This is a genomic window from Mesorhizobium sp. B283B1A (assembly GCF_020165735.1).
Classification (GTDB): Bacteria; Pseudomonadota; Alphaproteobacteria; order Rhizobiales; family Rhizobiaceae; genus Mesorhizobium; species Mesorhizobium opportunistum.
On the sequence record NZ_JAIUIQ010000017.1, the window covers coordinates 92,235 to 106,287 of the forward strand.

Below are 14,053 nucleotides of genomic sequence, written 5' to 3' on the forward strand. Positions count from 1 at the left end.
CTCCCCGTCCCCATACGGGGAGAGGATGCCGGCAGGCAGGTGAGGGGCTGCGCTGAAGTGGCGAGAATAGCTCATCTTCCAACCTGCCTCGCCCCAGCACCCGCCGCCGACTCCACGGCCGAAATCTCGTGCGTCAGCGTGTTGCGGGTGATCTTCAGCCAGGCCCGGCAGCCGCCGCCATGATACCAGTGCTCGCTGGTGTCACCGGCGATGTTGTCGCGCAAATAGACGTAATCGAAGACCTCGTCTTCCGAAGCGCCGGCCACTGGGCGCACTGGCTTGGCATCGCCGAGATAAGTGAACTCGCCGAGTTCGCGTTCACCGCAGAAGGGACAGACAATACGCATGTGACCGTCCTCAGTGAAGGTTCGGTTGGGCGCCCTGGCCCTTCTCGTCGATCACGGCACCAGTCCGGAACCGGTCGAGGCGGAACCTTGCCGCCTCCTTGTGGGATTCTTCGCGAGCCAGGAGGTGTGCAAAGACGAAGCCCGAGCCCGGCGTCGCCTTGAAGCCGCCATAACACCAGCCGGCATTGAGATAGAGCCCGTCCACCGACGTCTTGTCGATGATCGGCGAGCCGTCCATCGACATGTCCATGATGCCGCCCCACTGGCGCAGCAGGCGCACACGGCCGATCATCGGCATCAGCGCCATGCCGCCCTCGCAGACATCCTCCATCACCGGCAGGTTGCCGCGCTGGGCATAGGAATTATAGCCATCGATGTCGCCGCCGAAGACCAACCCGCCCTTGTCCGACTGGCTGACATAGAAATGGCCGGCGCCGAAGGTCATGACACCCGGGATGAGCGGCTTGATCGCCTCGGAGACGAAGGCCTGCAGCACATGGCTTTCGATCGGCAGGCGCAAGCCGGCCATCGCCGCGACGCGCGAGGAGGAACCAGCCACCGCCATGCCGACCTTGCCGGCGCCGATCTTGCCGCGCGAGGTCTCGACGCCGGTCACCTTGCCGTTGGAGTCACGGACGAAGCCCGTCACCTCGCAGTTCTGGATGATATCGACGCCGAGCGCGCTTGCCGCATGGGCATAGCCCCAGACCACGGCATCGTGCCGTGCCGTGCCGCCGCGCCGCTGCAGCAATCCGCCCTGCACGGGGAAACGCGCATTGTCGTAGTTCAGGAACGGGATCATCTTCTTGACCGCGGCGAGGTCGAGCAGTTCGGCGTCGATACCGTTGATGCGCATGGTGTTGCCGCGCCGCGCATAAGCGTCGCGCTGTGCGTCGGAATGGTAGAGGTTGATGACGCCGCGCTGGCTGACCATCGTGTTGTAGTTGAGATCCTGCTCCATCCGCTCCCACAGCTTCATCGACAATTCGTAGAAGCCGGTATTCCCGGGCAGGCCGTAATTGGAGCGGATGATGGTGGTGTTGCGGCCGGCATTGCCGGAGCCGATCCAGCCCTTTTCGAGCACGGCGACATTCCTGATGCCGTATTCGCTGGCGAGGAACCATGCGGTCGCAAGGCCATGGCCGCCGCCGCCGATGATCACCACGTCATAGCGATCCTTCGGCGTGGCATCGCGCCAGGTGCGCTGCCAGTTCTTGTGGCCGGAGAGAGCGGCGCGGGCGAGCGAGAAGATCGAGTATTTCATCAGTTCATTCCGAGGTCGCTCGCCCTACGCCGGATTCTTTTTGACGCATCGGATTTACCCGAAAACCGCTTCACACTTTTCGGTCCGATGCTTCTAGATATCCAGCGTGTGGTCGCGCTCCCATTGCGTGAAGTGCGAAGCATAGGAATTCCATTCCTGATGCTTCAGCTTTAGGTATGCCGACGAGAATTCCTCACCCAGCGCCGCCTTGAGCGATTTGTCGTTGTCGAACTCGCGCAGCGCGTCGAGCAGGTTGAGCGGCAGCTTCGGCGCGTCCGTGACGGTATGGCCGAGCTGGTACATGTCGATGTCGTAGCGTTTGCCCGGATCGGCCTTGGAGCGGATGCCGTCGAGACCGGCGGCGATGATGACGGCTTGCAGCAAATAGGGGTTGGCCGCGCCGTCGGGCAGGCGCAGTTCGAAGCGGCCGGGTCCCGGCACGCGCACCATGTGGGTGCGGTTGTTGCCGGTCCAGGTCACCGTGTTCGGCGCCCAGGTCGCGCCCGAGATGGTGCGCGGCGCGTTGATGCGCTTATAGGAATTGACCGTCGGATTGGTGATCGCGGCAAGCGCCGAGGCGTGCTTCATGATGCCGCCGAGGAAGTTTTTGCCCTTGGCCGACAGGCCGAGTTCCATCGAGTTATCGGCGAACACATTGGTCTTGCCAGTCTCGTCCCACACCGAGATATGTGCATGGCAGCCATTGCCGGTCAGCCCCTGGAAGGGCTTTGGCATGAAGGTCGCGCGCAGGCCGTGCTTTTCCGCGATCGACTTGACCATGAACTTGAAGAAGGAGTGCTTGTCGGCGGTCGCCAGCGCATCGTCGAAGGCCCAATTCATCTCGAACTGGCCGTTGGCATCCTCGTGATCGTTTTGATAGGCGCCCCAGCCGAGCGCCAGCATGTGATCGCAGATCTCGGCGATGACATCGTAGCGCCGCATCACCGCTTGCTGGTCGTAGCAGGGTTTCGAGGCCGTGTCGTATTCGTCGGAAATCGTTTTGCCGTCGGCCGAGATCAGGAAGAACTCGGCCTCGACGCCGGTCTTCACATGCATGCCGTCGCTGGCGGCTTCCGTGATCAATCGCTTCAGTGTATTACGCGGCGCCTGGTCGACCTCCTTGTCGTCCATGATGCAGTTGGCGGCGACCCAGGCGACTTCGGGCTTCCACGGCAACTGGATCACCGAGGTGGGGTCCGGAACCGCCAGCATGTCGGGATGCGCCGGCGTCAGGTCGAGCCATGTGGCAAACCCGGCAAAGCCGGCGCCATCCTTCTGCATGTCGGCGATTGCCTGCGCCGGCACCAGCTTGGCGCGCTGCCCACTGAACAGGTCAGTGTAGGAAATCATGAAGTATTTGACGTTTTTCGCCCTTGCGAATTCTGCAAGATCAGCTGTCACGGAAGTTCCCCATTTTGTCGATTGTTGGCCCTAGAGCATAGGGCCTTCGGCCCTTCGTTGATTAGAAGCCGTTCTTCCCCGGTATCCAGTTGGTGCCGGCCAGCGGCACGCCGGCCATGGCGGCTGCCTCGATCGTCAGCGCGACGAGGTCCTCGGGTTCGAGATTGTGCAGGCTGTTCTTGCCGCAGGCGCGGGCGATGGTCTGAGCCTCCAGCGTCATCACCTTGAGGTAATTCGCCAGCCGGCGGCCGGCGGCCACCGGATCGACCCGCTTCATCAGCTCCGGGTCCTGCGTGGTGATGCCGGCGGGGTCGCGGCCCTCATGCCAGTCGTCATAGGCGCCGGCCGTCGTGCCGAGCTCGTTGTACTCCGCCTCCCAGCGCGGATCATTGTCGCCGAGCGCGACAAGGGCGGCCGTGCCGATCGAGACTGCATCGACGCCCAATGCGAGCGCCTTGGCGACATCGGCACCGTTGCGGATGCCGCCCGAGACGATCAGCTGCACCTTGCGGTGCATGCCCAGATCCTGCAGCGCCTGTACCGCCGGCCTGATGCAGGCAAGCGTCGGCTGGCCGACATTTTCGATGAACACTTCCTGCGTCGCCGCGGTGCCGCCCTGCATGCCGTCGACCACAACGACATCGGCGCCGGCCTTCACCGCAAGCGCTGTGTCGTAATAGGGTCGGGCGCCGCCGACCTTGACGTAGATCGGTTTTTCCCAGTCGGTGATTTCGCGCAATTCCAGGATCTTGATCTCAAGATCGTCGGGGCCGGTCCAGTCGGGGTGGCGCGAGGCCGAGCGCTGGTCGATGCCTTTGGGCAACGTGCGCATTTCGGCGACCCGGTCGGAGATCTTCTGGCCGAGCAGCATGCCGCCGCCACCCGGCTTGGCGCCCTGGCCGACGACGACTTCGATCGCGTCGGCGCGCCGCAGGTCGCGCAAATTCATGCCATAGCGCGACGGCAGATATTGATAGACCAGCTGCTTGGAATGGCCGCGCTCCTCCTCGGTCATGCCGCCGTCGCCGGTCGTGGTCGAGGTGCCGGACAGTGTTGCGCCGCGCCCGAGCGCCTCCTTGGCCGGACCGGACAGCGAGCCGAAGCTCATGCCGGCGATGGTGATCGGGATTTTCAGCTCGATCGGCTTCTTGGCATGGCGCGAACCCAGCACCACGCCGGTGTCGCAGCGCTCGCGATAGCCTTCGAGCGGATAGCGCGAGATCGAGGCACCCAGGAACAGGAGGTCGTCGAAATGCGGCAGCTTGCGCTTGGCGCCGGCGCCCCGGATGTCATAGATGCCGGTCGCCGCGGCGCGGCGGATTTCGGAAAGCGTGTAGTCGTCGAAGGTCGCGGATTTGCGCGGCGTCGTCGGCGGGTTGCGATAGGTCATGCTGCCTCAATACGCGTCGGCGTTGTCGATATTGAAATTGTAGAGGGTGCGCGCCGAGCCATAGCGCTTGAACTCAGACGGCTTGACGCCGGTGATGCCGGCGCGGTCGAGCAGCCCCTGCAGCAATTGCAGATGCTCGGGCCGCATCTCCTTGGCGATGCAGTCGGCGCCCAGGCTGCCGACGTTGCCGCGCACGAAGAGGCGCGCCTCGTAGATGGAATCGCCCAGCGCGTCGCCGGCATCGCCCAGCACCACCAGATTGCCGGATTGTGCCATGAAGGCCGACATGTGGCCGATATTGCCATGCACGACGATGTCGATGCCCTTCATCGAGATGCCGCAGCGCGACGAGGCGTTACCCTCGATGACCAGCAGGCCACCCTTGCCGGTGGCGCCGGCATACTGGCTGGCATCGCCCTTGATGGTGATCGAGCCCGACATCATGTTCTCGCCGACGCCGGGGCCGGCCGAGCCATGCACGGTGATGGCGCTGCCGGAGTTCATACCGCCGCAATAGTAGCCGACGCTGCCGCGCACATCGATGGTGACCGGCTGATCAACGCCGACGGCGACCGAATGGCTGCCTTTAGGGTTCAACACTTCCCAAGCGGTCTCGTTCGAGCCGGGAGCCAGGTTGTGCAGCGCCTGGTTGAGCTCGCGCAGTGACATCTGGTCGAGATCGAACACCCGAGAGGCGTGGTCGCTCGCCGCCGTCTTTGAAAGGTTAATTGCCGGCATGAATTCAATGCTCCCAGAAATAGACGGTTGCGGGTTCCGGTTCCCAGACCCTCGCATTGTCTATGCCGGGCAGTTTGGTCAGCGCGCGATATTCCGAGCCGAAGGCGACATACTGGTCGGTCTCGGCCATCACGGCGGGCTTGCAGGCGATCGGATCGCGCACCACGCCAAAGCCGTTCTTGGTGCCGACGACGAAGGTGAAGAAGCCGTCGAGGTCGGAGAGCGTGCCCTCCAGCGCCTCGCCCAGGTTCTTGCCATGCGCCATCTGCGATGAGAGATAGGCGGCCGCCACCTCGGTATCGTTCTCGGTCTCGAATTTCATGCCTTCGCGGATCAGCTCGCGGCGGACATTGTTGTGGTTGGACAGCGAGCCATTGTGCACCAGGCACTGGTCGGCGCCGGTCGAGAACGGGTGCGCGCCCATCGTCGTCACCGCCGATTCCGTCGCCATGCGGGTGTGGCCGATGCCATGCGTGCCGGTCATCTTGCGGACGTCGAAGCGATCAACGACCGCTTCCGGCAGGCCGACTTCCTTGTAGATCTCGACGACGTCGCCGGCGCCCATGATGCGAATATCGGGACGCAACGCCTGGATGGCCTCGCGTGCTTGGTCGATCTTGGCGGGCTCGGTCCTGACGACGGCGTGCGTCGATTTCACCGCGATCTTCACCGGCGCGCCGATAGCCTTGGCAAGGTCGGCTTCAAGGCCGCGGAAATCATGTTCCGGCTTGGCTGACTGGATGGTGATCTTGGCCTCGTTGCCTGACGGCGCGCCATAGATTGCAATGCCTGCGCTGTCGGGGCCGCGATCGCTGAGCGAGACCAGCATTTCCGACAGCATCGCGCCGAGCTTCGGCTCCAGCGCCTTGTCCTTCAAGAAAAGTCCGACGATTCCGCACATGTCAGCCTCCCGACGTTTGTGGCTCCGAAATGATGTATCGAATGAATGTCCTAAATTCAATCGTATGAAAAAAATTTTCCTCTAGTTACATATGCGGCGCAATGCCGCCTTGTGGGTCATCGCCTCTGTCGCGGGTCTTGTGAACCCAAAGCGCATGGCGGACCCGGGCGAGTTTGTAAGCGTCGAGGATGGACAGCGCGTAGATCAGGACGCCGCCGGCATGGCGACCGATGAAGCTGGCGTCGGCTGGCGCGATCTTGGCGGTCACCCACGCCAGGATCACCATGAAGAAGAGAAACTGCAGGCCACGCACCGGCACGCCGAGAATAACATGTCCACTTGCCGGCAACAGGATTGCGGCGCCGAGAACAAGATAGGGATTGGTCGGGGCGGATATCGTGGCGGAGTCGGTCATGCGGCCTGCCGTTCATGTCTGTTGATGGCATCGCGAAGCGCCGACATCGACACCAGCAGCCTTTCGATCAGCGCCGGATCGAGTGCCGTGCCGCCAAATTCAGCTTGCCGGAAAACACCGTAACGGGCCCGCTCGGCCTCGGCCAGCAGCCAGACGATGCGCACCCCGTTCGGCGTGATCAGCAATTCCTTGGCGCGTCCTTCGGCGAAGATCTCGATATGGCTGGCGATGAGGCTCTGCGGAAACCGCGCGCCTCTTTTGTCGGTGCGCAGGATTGCCTCGGCTGGAAATCCAGGAGCCTTGGGCAGCGTATGCTCGAGGTGGTCGAAATTGGAGAAGGTCGTCGGCGAGCCTGGCCGCATCATCATGTCGAAAATGGCTGGGACCGTGACCTGTTCAGTGAGCGAGACGCTGAGCCAGCGCGCCGGCAGCTTTCTTGTCGCCAGTGTATCGACAATGGTGCGCAACTGAACGCGCTGGCCGTTCCACGAGCCTTCCCAGGTGATGACGCCGACGGTGCCGTCCGAGACATTGGCCGCGTCGGCAATGACGGCGCGAACGCGGGCCTCTTCGCCGGCGAGCGCCGCGAAATCTCTCTTGCGGCTGCGGTGCGCCAGCCACGCAAGGTGAAGGACGAGAGCCAGGACAATTACCCCGGCGAGCAGTGCTGACGTCAGCTCGGACATGTTGTCATGCCAGGTCCGCCCGGAATCCGGACGGACCTTCTCCCATCAATAGCCCTGCGGTTTTGGCCACGGCATGGTGAACTGTTCGCCGCGCCGCACGAATTTGTAGCGGTAGAAATGGAACCACAGCGAGATCAGGAAGTAGAAGGCGACCATGGCGATCAGCTGCGAGCCGAAGCCGAGGAAGATGGCGAAGAAGGTCACCACGCACAGGCAGAACAGCACGATCGCCGGCAGCGGATGGAAGGGGTGGGTGTAACCGCGGCGGATCGAGCCAAGCGGCCACTTCTTGCGGAACATCATGATGTTGATGCTCATGAAAGTGTATTGCAGCACGCCTGACAGGATCGAGAAGGTGATCGCCTGGTTGAGGTCGGCGATGAAGGCGAAGGCCAGCGCGATCGGCAGCAGAAACAGGATCGAACGGTAGGGCGTGCGGTATTTCGGATGCACGGCCGAGAACCAGCTCGGCAGATAGCGGTCACGGCCAAGCGAGAACCACGCGCGCGCCGCGTCATTGATGCAGCCATTGGCCGATGCCAGAGCCGCAAGCAGCGTGGCGACGAACAACAGGTTTTCCAGCAGCGGGCTGCCGGTCAGCTTGCCCGCGTCCCACAGCGGATAATAGGTGATGCCGAGATACTCCCAGGGCATCAGCGAGGCGCAGACATACCAGGTCATGGCGGCCGCGATCAGAAGCGTGATCATGCCGGCCATGGTTCCGTAGGGCAGCGAGCGGGCCGGCGAGCGCACTTCCTCGGCGGCCTGCGTGGTGCCCTCGATGCCGAGATAATACCAGATGCCGAACTGGAAGGCGGCGATGACGCCGATCCAGCCATAGGGCAGCGCATTGCCGGGCGTGACCAGCTCGTTGAGCTTCAGCACGGCGCCTTGCGTCCACGGGCTGACCGAGAAGAACAGGATGACGATCGAGATGTAGGCGATCGCGGTGATGACGAAATTGACGTTGAGCGTCATCAGCACGCCGCGGTAGTTGAGCCATGCCAGCACCACGATGGTGGCGGCGATGAAGGAATTGTGGGTGAGCCCTTCGACGCCGGCCTTGGCGACGATGGTGTCGCCGAGCAGGATGGCATCGGACACTTCCAGCATCGTATAGGCAAAGACCAGGAACAGCGCGACGTTGAAGGCCATCAGCGGTCCGACGATGTGCTTGGCCTGCGCGTACTGGCCGCCGGCGGCGGCGACTGTCGACGTCACCTCGGAATCGATCATGGCGACCGAGGTGTAGAGCAGGCCGACCACCCAGCAGACGATCAGGGCTGCCAGCGCGCCGCCCTTGTCGGCCGAGAAGTTCCAGCCGGTGAACTCGCCGACCAGGACGATGCCGACCCCGAGCGCCCAGACATGGGCCGGGCCGAGTACCCTCAGCAGCGATACCCGGTCGCCGTGAATGGTGGTGGTGATGGTATTCTCAACCGCGGCGGTCATCGATCAATCCCCACTCAGATCCGGTGTTTTTCGGAGGCGGCTTCAAGCTCGCCTTCGCGCGACGAGGTCAGAACGTCCTCGGAGTAGGTTGTATCGACCTTGAACCAGTCGTAAAGCATCCACAGCGCGAGCACGATCGAGATGCCCCAGCATGCGTAAGAGAGTGCCACCCACATGATCTTGCCCCCGATTGCGCGTCGTCGAAACTTTATTTGTCGTCGAACTTCTCGTTGATGACATCGCGATATTCACGGTCGGATGCCCGGAACAAGAACACGAAATAGCCGATCAGGACCGCTGCCATGACGATCAGCGTCGGCCAGTCGATGATGTAGTGGAAGCGGTTCTGGATGATGTCGTGCGCCGTCTCCGGCGTATAGCCGAGCTTTTCCCAGATCGACGCCATGGTCGGATTCTGGCCGAGCGCTTCCCATGTCTTGGCGTCGAGCGCGTCGATGGATTTCGCGGCACCGGCAAGGCCGAGCTTCAGCGGCAGCCACAGGGCCACGAAGATGGCGACGACAACGACGGCGATATCGAAGACTTGCCCGGCCTTGCTCTGCTCCGGCGGCGTGTAGCGCGGCATGTTCTTGATCCTCAGGAGTTGCTGTTGCGGGCCGCGTCGGCATTCTTGATGTCGAGGCCGTAGATGAATTCCTTGTCTTCCTTGTAGTGTTTGACCATCGCCAGGATGGCGGCCGTGTTGAAGATCAGCACGGCGGCGGCGGCAATCGCGACGACGGCCTTGATGCCGCCATGCGGAATGTATGGCCATGTCATGAAGAGGACGAAGAGGATCGTCGCCCACAGGCAGATGATCAGCAGCGCGGAGCCGCGCAAGTCGGAACGATACAGCGCCTCGATGCGCTGCTGCAGGTCTGACATCGGTTTTCCCCTTTTTCCGGCGAACGGTCTCGAATCCTCCGCGCGCCGCTCTCTTTCAAGAGAGTGAAATTTTTTTCATAAATTCAGGCCGATTTCCGCAATTGTCAAGACGAATTTACGCAGAGTTAACCGTTTGGTTGGGTCGGTCGATTTTGCCTGACAATGAAATTATTTGCATTCAGGGGATTGCGGCTCTCTCGTGTTTGCGGTCAATATTCAACCCAAAGCTCCGGCCTCTGCGCCAAGGAGCAGGGAACAAATGGATTTTTGAACGGAGGACGAGCGGATGACGGCATCCTGGAGATTTTCGACCCTGGCGGATCGCCATCGCGCGCTGGGTTCGAAGCTCGAAGACTGGAGCGGCATGGGGACCGCCTGGACCTACGACAAGGACGCCGACGAGGAATACATCGCCATCCGCACCAAGGCCGGGCTGATGGATGTGTCGGGCCTCAAGAAGGTCCACATCACCGGGCCGCACGCTTCGCATCTCATCGATCTCGCCACCACGCGCGATGTCGAAAAGATCTATCCCGGCAAATCGGCCTATGCCTGCATGCTGAACGAGGCGGGAAAATTCACCGACGACTGCATCCTCTACCGCACCGGGCCGAACGCCTGGATGGTGGTGCACGGCTCGGGCACCGGCCATGAGGAGTTGCAGCGCGCGGCGATGGGCAGGGACGTGTCGTTGCGCTTCGACGACAATCTGCATGATCTGTCGCTGCAGGGGCCGGCCGCGGTCGACTATCTCGCCAAGCATGTTCCGGGCATCCGCGATCTCAACTACTTCCATCACATGCAGACGCAGCTGTTCGGCTTTCCGGTGATGATTTCGCGCACCGGCTACACCGGCGAGCGTGGCTACGAGATCTTCTGCCGCGGCCAGGATGCCGGCACGATCTGGGACAGGATCCTCGACGAGGGCAAGAGCGCCGGCATCATTCCCTGCCGCTTCACCACGCTCGACATGCTGCGGGTGGAAAGTTATCTGCTCTTCTACCCCTACGACAATTCGCAAAAATACCCGTTCGAGAACGAAGGTCCCGGCGACACGCTGTGGGAACTCGGCCTCGACTTCACCGTCAGCCCTGGCAAGACTGGTTTCCGCGGCGCCGAGGAGCACTATCGCCTGAAGGGCAAGGAGCGCTTCAAGATTTATGGCGTGCTGCTCGACGGCAAGGAGCCGGCGGACGAGGGCGCGCCGGTCTACCGCGACGGCAAAAAGGTCGGCGTGGTGACCTGCGCCATGTATTCGCCGCTGGTCGAGAAATCGATGGGCATCGCCCGCCTTGACGTCGACTGCGCCGTCAAGGACACCAGGCTCGAGATCCGCAACAAGAGCGGATCGATCAAGGCGACGGCGCAGCCATTGCCGTTCGATGATCCCAAGAAGACCAAGCGCACGGCGAAAGGCTGAGGCACAATCAACAGCGAGGGGTTCGAGGCACGAAGACGTAAATGGCAGCCAAAAGCATCATCAGCCGGCCGGTCTACGGAACGCTCTCTCCGCAGCCCGGCAAACACCATCTTTTCATCGCCGATGCCGAAGGTGCGCTCGCTATTTCAGACATGGCCGCAAAAGCCCCGGCTGGGTTTTTCGACGATGCCGAGATCGTCTTCATCCCCAGTCCCGATGGCAAGCATGTCGCCGTCCTCGAGGCGCTGAAGCCGTCACAGTTTCACCAGGCGCCGTCCTTCGCCAGCCTGCTGCCGAGGCTCAGGCATACCTTGGCCAACGCCCATATGGGCCTGCGCCTCTACCTCGCCGGCACCGAAGGCCTGATCGGCCAGGCGATGCAGGTGGCGCTGGAAGCCGGCATCGACCACACCTCGATGCAAACAGAACATCGCGGCTCGCTGGCACGGCGCATGCAGTGCGTTCATTGCAAGGGCATCACCGAGAATGTGACGACGCAGCCGGCGACCTGCGCGCATTGCGGCCTGCTGCTTCTGGTGCGCGATCATTATTCCCGGCGCCTCGCCGCCTTCCAGGGCGTCTGCATCAATGCCGAGGACCGCAGTGAAATTCCTCCGATCGAGGAGGCCTTCCCATGAGCACCGGCACCACCAAGCTCGATGTCGTCGTCAGCGATGTCGTCCCGGTCAACGACCTCGTCACCCGTTTCCATTTCCGGCGGCGCGACGGTGAATTGCTGCCGACCTTCTCCGGCGGCGCCCATGTCGTGGTCGAGATGCGCGATGGCGAGCGCACAAGGCTTAATCCCTATTCGCTGATGGGCTCGCCGCTCGATACCAGCGAATACACGATCTCGGTGCGCCGCGACGATGTCGGGCGTGGCGGCTCGCTGTTCATGCACCGCAATGTCAGGCCCGGCCTGGAGATGGTGATCAGCTATCCCGTCAATTTGTTCTCGCTCGACCTCAGGGCGAAGAAACATCTGATGCTGGCCGGCGGCATCGGCATCACGCCGTTCATGGCGCAGACCGCGCAGCTGGCGGGAGAGGGCGGTAATTTCGAGCTGCACTACACCTGCCGCACGGCCTCGCTCGGCACCTACGCCGATGTCCTGCGGCAGCGCTACGGTCGCAGGGTCCAGCTCTATCATGACGACCGCGAGGAACGCATCGATCTCGACCGGCTCTTGTCCTCGCAGCCGCTCGGCACGCATCTCTACGTCTGTGGCCCGGCCGGCATGATAAACTGGGTGCGCGACCGCGCGGCAAGCCTGGGCTGGCCGTCGGAGACCGTGCATTTCGAGCATTTCGCTGCACCACAGCCCGGGCTGCCTTTCGACGTGACGCTGGCCGTCAGCGGCAAGGCGATCCGGGTCGGCGAACAGCAGAGCCTGCTCGAGGCGATCGAGGCGGCCGGTGTCGATCCGCCCTATCTCTGCCGCGGCGGCGTCTGCGGCCAATGCGAAACCAATGTCATCTCATCCGATGGCAAGTTCATCCACAACGACCACTGGCTGAGCGAGGAAGACCACCGCTCCGGCTGCAAGATCATGCCGTGCGTCTCGCGCTTCGAGGGCCGATCGCTGGTCTTGGAAAGATAGGAGGCGAAGATGGGCATCACCTTTCGCAAGGAAACGTTCCGCGACGACTTCACCTTCAAGAACAGCCCTGAGCACATCAGGCGGTTCCCGTTTCCGTTCCACGAAGACAGCTACATGTACGCAGTCAACATCGAGCCGCATGTCGTGGGTCCGAAGGGCAGCGTGCTGGAGAACCTGATCGACGTCGACGAGCACTATGTCGCCGAGATGCAGGACCGCGCCTTGGTGCTGGCCGAGGATCCGCTGCGCTGCCAATCGCTGCCGCACATGACGCTGGCCGGCTGGGACCTGCTGGAACTCCTGATGGAGCAGCAGGCGCTGGGCTATCCCGAACATTTCACGCTGACCCGCGATGGCGACCGCTGGCGCTGGATCAACCGGCCGCTCGGCATCGACGACACCTTCACCTTCGGCGACACCTCGACCTTGCCTTACGGACCGATGGAATACATCACCCGCCAGAGCCAGGGCGATTTCTGTATCCTCGACCAGCGCGACGGCAATCTGTGGATGGATGCCGGCATGGTTACCACCCAAGCCGACTGGTCGCTCGACTTCGACATCGGCATGAATTTCTTCGAGTGGCACGCGCCGGTGCCGCTGGCGCACGAGAAAGGGATATTCGTCAGGGCGCTGAAGTTCCTCACCAACATCCAGCAAGGCAAGCCGGCAAGGCGGCTGAACTGGACGATGACCATCAATCCGCGCCTCGACACCAGCCCGGAGAATTACCACAAATGGGGCCCGGACCGGGCGACGGTGACGCCGGAAAATGTCGGCGACAAGGTGCATCTGCGCGTCGAACTGCAGAGCTTCTGGCGCCTGCCACGCTCGAACGGCATCGTCTTCCCGATCCGCTGCTATTTGATCAAGATGGACGAACTGGCGACGCAACCGAAATGGGCACGCCGCCTGCACCGCGTCATCCGCGACCTGCCCGATGAGCTGGCCAACTACAAGGGCCTGACGCGGTATAGGCCGACACTGGTGGAGTGGTTGTCGAAGCTTGATGATGGCAGCCCGACGAGCCCGGGGTTTGGCCCGGAATGAATTACTGATGTCGGCGCTGCCCCAAAGCAGCCAATCTCCCCCCAAGAGGGGGAGATGCCCGGCAGGGCAGAGGGGGGCGCCGTAGAGCGCCGGCCCTGCCCAATGTCCCGCTTCCGCGATGCTCACGACGCGTCGCTTAGCCCAGCCACAATCACGACGTGCTGGCAGACATTGTCGATATCGCGAATGACATCGTCGTTCCAGAAGCGCAGGACCGTCCAGCCAAGCGCTTCAAACTTGGCGGTTCTTGCAGCGTCCGATTCCGACGTTTCCGCCTGGCCATGCTGGACCCATCAAGCTCGATGATCAGCTTTTTATCCGGGCATGCAAAATCGGCAATATGGCCAGCGATAGGCATCTGGCGCCGAAACCCCAGTCCCATCAGCCTGTGTGCCCTGATCGCATTCCAAAGCTTGAGTTCGGCATCGGTCATCACCTTGCGCATCCTGCGTGCATTGCGGCGATTGTTGGCGGACACCAGATTATGCGTCATCGCGGTTCGCC

The 14,053-nt window shown here is 62.4% G+C and carries 16 protein-coding genes and 1 pseudogene; 4 read left to right on the forward strand and 13 right to left on the reverse strand.

Features of this window, described 5'->3' with window-relative positions; all coding sequences use genetic code 11:
* Nucleotides 1-71: 71 nt before the first annotated feature.
* The 12 genes from LB577_RS16695 to LB577_RS16750 all read right to left on the reverse strand — a co-directional run bounded on the left by LB577_RS16695 (nucleotide 72) and on the right by LB577_RS16750 (nucleotide 9,479).
* Nucleotides 72-347: a sarcosine oxidase subunit delta gene (locus LB577_RS16695; RefSeq protein ID WP_224687528.1), complete on the reverse strand. Its 276-nt coding sequence runs from the start codon at nucleotides 345-347 to the stop codon at nucleotides 72-74.
* Nucleotides 348-357: 10 nt separating this feature from the next.
* The gene (locus LB577_RS16700) at nucleotides 358-1,611 is read right to left on the reverse strand and encodes a sarcosine oxidase subunit beta family protein (RefSeq protein WP_224687529.1); all 1,254 of its coding nucleotides are present in this window, start codon (nucleotides 1,609-1,611) and stop codon (nucleotides 358-360) included.
* A gap of 93 nt (nucleotides 1,612-1,704) precedes the next feature.
* Nucleotides 1,705-3,012, reverse strand: a complete 1,308-nt coding sequence (glnT, locus tag LB577_RS16705; protein ID WP_224687530.1) for a type III glutamate--ammonia ligase — start codon at nucleotides 3,010-3,012, stop codon at nucleotides 1,705-1,707.
* A gap of 61 nt (nucleotides 3,013-3,073) precedes the next feature.
* Nucleotides 3,074-4,402, reverse strand: coding sequence for an FMN-binding glutamate synthase family protein (locus tag LB577_RS16710; protein ID WP_224687531.1), 1,329 nt, complete (start codon nucleotides 4,400-4,402; stop codon nucleotides 3,074-3,076).
* A 6-nt stretch (nucleotides 4,403-4,408) separates the two neighbouring features.
* Complete coding sequence (locus LB577_RS16715; RefSeq protein ID WP_013896782.1) at nucleotides 4,409-5,140, reverse strand: GXGXG domain-containing protein; 732 nt, start codon at nucleotides 5,138-5,140, stop codon at nucleotides 4,409-4,411.
* A gap of 4 nt (nucleotides 5,141-5,144) precedes the next feature.
* Entirely contained in the window at nucleotides 5,145-6,041 is an 897-nt protein-coding gene (locus LB577_RS16720) for a class II glutamine amidotransferase (RefSeq protein ID WP_013896781.1), read from the reverse strand.
* Nucleotides 6,042-6,126: 85 nt separating this feature from the next.
* Entirely contained in the window at nucleotides 6,127-6,456 is a 330-nt protein-coding gene (locus tag LB577_RS16725) for a hypothetical protein (protein ID WP_224687532.1), read from the reverse strand.
* Nucleotides 6,453-7,142 (reverse strand): hypothetical protein, encoded by a 690-nt coding sequence (locus LB577_RS16730; RefSeq protein WP_224687533.1) that lies wholly within the window; start codon nucleotides 7,140-7,142, stop codon nucleotides 6,453-6,455. The genes LB577_RS16725 and LB577_RS16730 overlap by 4 nt, the downstream gene beginning before the upstream one ends.
* A gap of 45 nt (nucleotides 7,143-7,187) precedes the next feature.
* Nucleotides 7,188-8,594, reverse strand: coding sequence for an APC family permease (locus LB577_RS16735; protein WP_013896778.1), 1,407 nt, complete (start codon nucleotides 8,592-8,594; stop codon nucleotides 7,188-7,190).
* A gap of 14 nt (nucleotides 8,595-8,608) precedes the next feature.
* Nucleotides 8,609-8,770: a hypothetical protein gene (locus LB577_RS16740; RefSeq protein WP_023764600.1), complete on the reverse strand. Its 162-nt coding sequence runs from the start codon at nucleotides 8,768-8,770 to the stop codon at nucleotides 8,609-8,611.
* Between the two features lie 32 nt (nucleotides 8,771-8,802).
* Nucleotides 8,803-9,180, reverse strand: a complete 378-nt coding sequence (locus LB577_RS16745; RefSeq protein ID WP_013896776.1) for a hypothetical protein — start codon at nucleotides 9,178-9,180, stop codon at nucleotides 8,803-8,805.
* Between the two features lie 11 nt (nucleotides 9,181-9,191).
* On the reverse strand, nucleotides 9,192-9,479 hold the full coding sequence (locus tag LB577_RS16750) for a hypothetical protein (protein WP_023777959.1): 288 nt from the start codon (nucleotides 9,477-9,479) through the stop codon (nucleotides 9,192-9,194).
* Nucleotides 9,480-9,765: 286 nt separating this feature from the next.
* On the opposite strand from LB577_RS16750, the gene LB577_RS16755 reads away from it, so the two are divergent.
* Genes LB577_RS16755 through LB577_RS16770 form a run of 4 tightly spaced genes read left to right on the forward strand, consistent with a single transcriptional unit; the run spans nucleotide 9,766 to nucleotide 13,549 of the window.
* On the forward strand, nucleotides 9,766-10,899 hold the full coding sequence (locus tag LB577_RS16755; RefSeq protein WP_023764597.1) for an aminomethyltransferase family protein: 1,134 nt from the start codon (nucleotides 9,766-9,768) through the stop codon (nucleotides 10,897-10,899).
* A 41-nt stretch (nucleotides 10,900-10,940) separates the two neighbouring features.
* Nucleotides 10,941-11,537: a dimethylamine monooxygenase subunit DmmA family protein gene (locus tag LB577_RS16760; protein WP_224687534.1), complete on the forward strand. Its 597-nt coding sequence runs from the start codon at nucleotides 10,941-10,943 to the stop codon at nucleotides 11,535-11,537.
* Nucleotides 11,534-12,499 (forward strand): PDR/VanB family oxidoreductase, encoded by a 966-nt coding sequence (locus tag LB577_RS16765; RefSeq protein WP_224687535.1) that lies wholly within the window; start codon nucleotides 11,534-11,536, stop codon nucleotides 12,497-12,499. Before LB577_RS16760 ends, LB577_RS16765 begins: the two co-directional genes overlap by 4 nt.
* A 9-nt stretch (nucleotides 12,500-12,508) precedes the next feature.
* The gene (locus LB577_RS16770) at nucleotides 12,509-13,549 is read left to right on the forward strand and encodes a heme-dependent oxidative N-demethylase family protein (protein WP_224687536.1); all 1,041 of its coding nucleotides are present in this window, start codon (nucleotides 12,509-12,511) and stop codon (nucleotides 13,547-13,549) included.
* Nucleotides 13,550-13,671: 122 nt separating this feature from the next.
* Here LB577_RS16770 and LB577_RS16775 read toward each other — a convergent pair.
* Nucleotides 13,672-14,042 (reverse strand): annotated as a pseudogene (locus tag LB577_RS16775) (endonuclease domain-containing protein).
* Nucleotides 14,043-14,053 lie beyond the last annotated feature (11 nt).

Excerpts from the sequence above, each read along its gene's own strand:
- LB577_RS16715 (WP_013896782.1), bottom strand. The coding sequence starts at position 5,140 with ATGCCGGCAATTAACCTTTCAAAGACGGCGGCGAGCGACCACGCCTCT.
- LB577_RS16700 (WP_224687529.1), bottom strand. The coding sequence starts at position 1,611 with ATGAAATACTCGATCTTCTCGCTCGCCCGCGCCGCTCTCTCCGGCCAC.
- LB577_RS16750 (WP_023777959.1), bottom strand. The coding sequence starts at position 9,479 with ATGTCAGACCTGCAGCAGCGCATCGAGGCGCTGTATCGTTCCGACTTG.
- LB577_RS16695 (WP_224687528.1), bottom strand. The coding sequence starts at position 347 with ATGCGTATTGTCTGTCCCTTCTGCGGTGAACGCGAACTCGGCGAGTTC.
- LB577_RS16755 (WP_023764597.1), top strand. The coding sequence starts at position 9,766 with ATGACGGCATCCTGGAGATTTTCGACCCTGGCGGATCGCCATCGCGCG.
- LB577_RS16730 (WP_224687533.1), bottom strand. The coding sequence starts at position 7,142 with ATGTCCGAGCTGACGTCAGCACTGCTCGCCGGGGTAATTGTCCTGGCT.
- LB577_RS16735 (WP_013896778.1), bottom strand. The coding sequence starts at position 8,594 with ATGACCGCCGCGGTTGAGAATACCATCACCACCACCATTCACGGCGAC.
- LB577_RS16765 (WP_224687535.1), top strand. The coding sequence starts at position 11,534 with ATGAGCACCGGCACCACCAAGCTCGATGTCGTCGTCAGCGATGTCGTC.
- LB577_RS16720 (WP_013896781.1), bottom strand. The coding sequence starts at position 6,041 with ATGTGCGGAATCGTCGGACTTTTCTTGAAGGACAAGGCGCTGGAGCCG.
- LB577_RS16740 (WP_023764600.1), bottom strand. The coding sequence starts at position 8,770 with ATGTGGGTGGCACTCTCTTACGCATGCTGGGGCATCTCGATCGTGCTC.
- LB577_RS16760 (WP_224687534.1), top strand. The coding sequence starts at position 10,941 with ATGGCAGCCAAAAGCATCATCAGCCGGCCGGTCTACGGAACGCTCTCT.
- LB577_RS16770 (WP_224687536.1), top strand. The coding sequence starts at position 12,509 with ATGGGCATCACCTTTCGCAAGGAAACGTTCCGCGACGACTTCACCTTC.
- LB577_RS16725 (WP_224687532.1), bottom strand. The coding sequence starts at position 6,456 with ATGACCGACTCCGCCACGATATCCGCCCCGACCAATCCCTATCTTGTT.
- LB577_RS16745 (WP_013896776.1), bottom strand. The coding sequence starts at position 9,180 with ATGCCGCGCTACACGCCGCCGGAGCAGAGCAAGGCCGGGCAAGTCTTC.
- LB577_RS16710 (WP_224687531.1), bottom strand. The coding sequence starts at position 4,402 with ATGACCTATCGCAACCCGCCGACGACGCCGCGCAAATCCGCGACCTTC.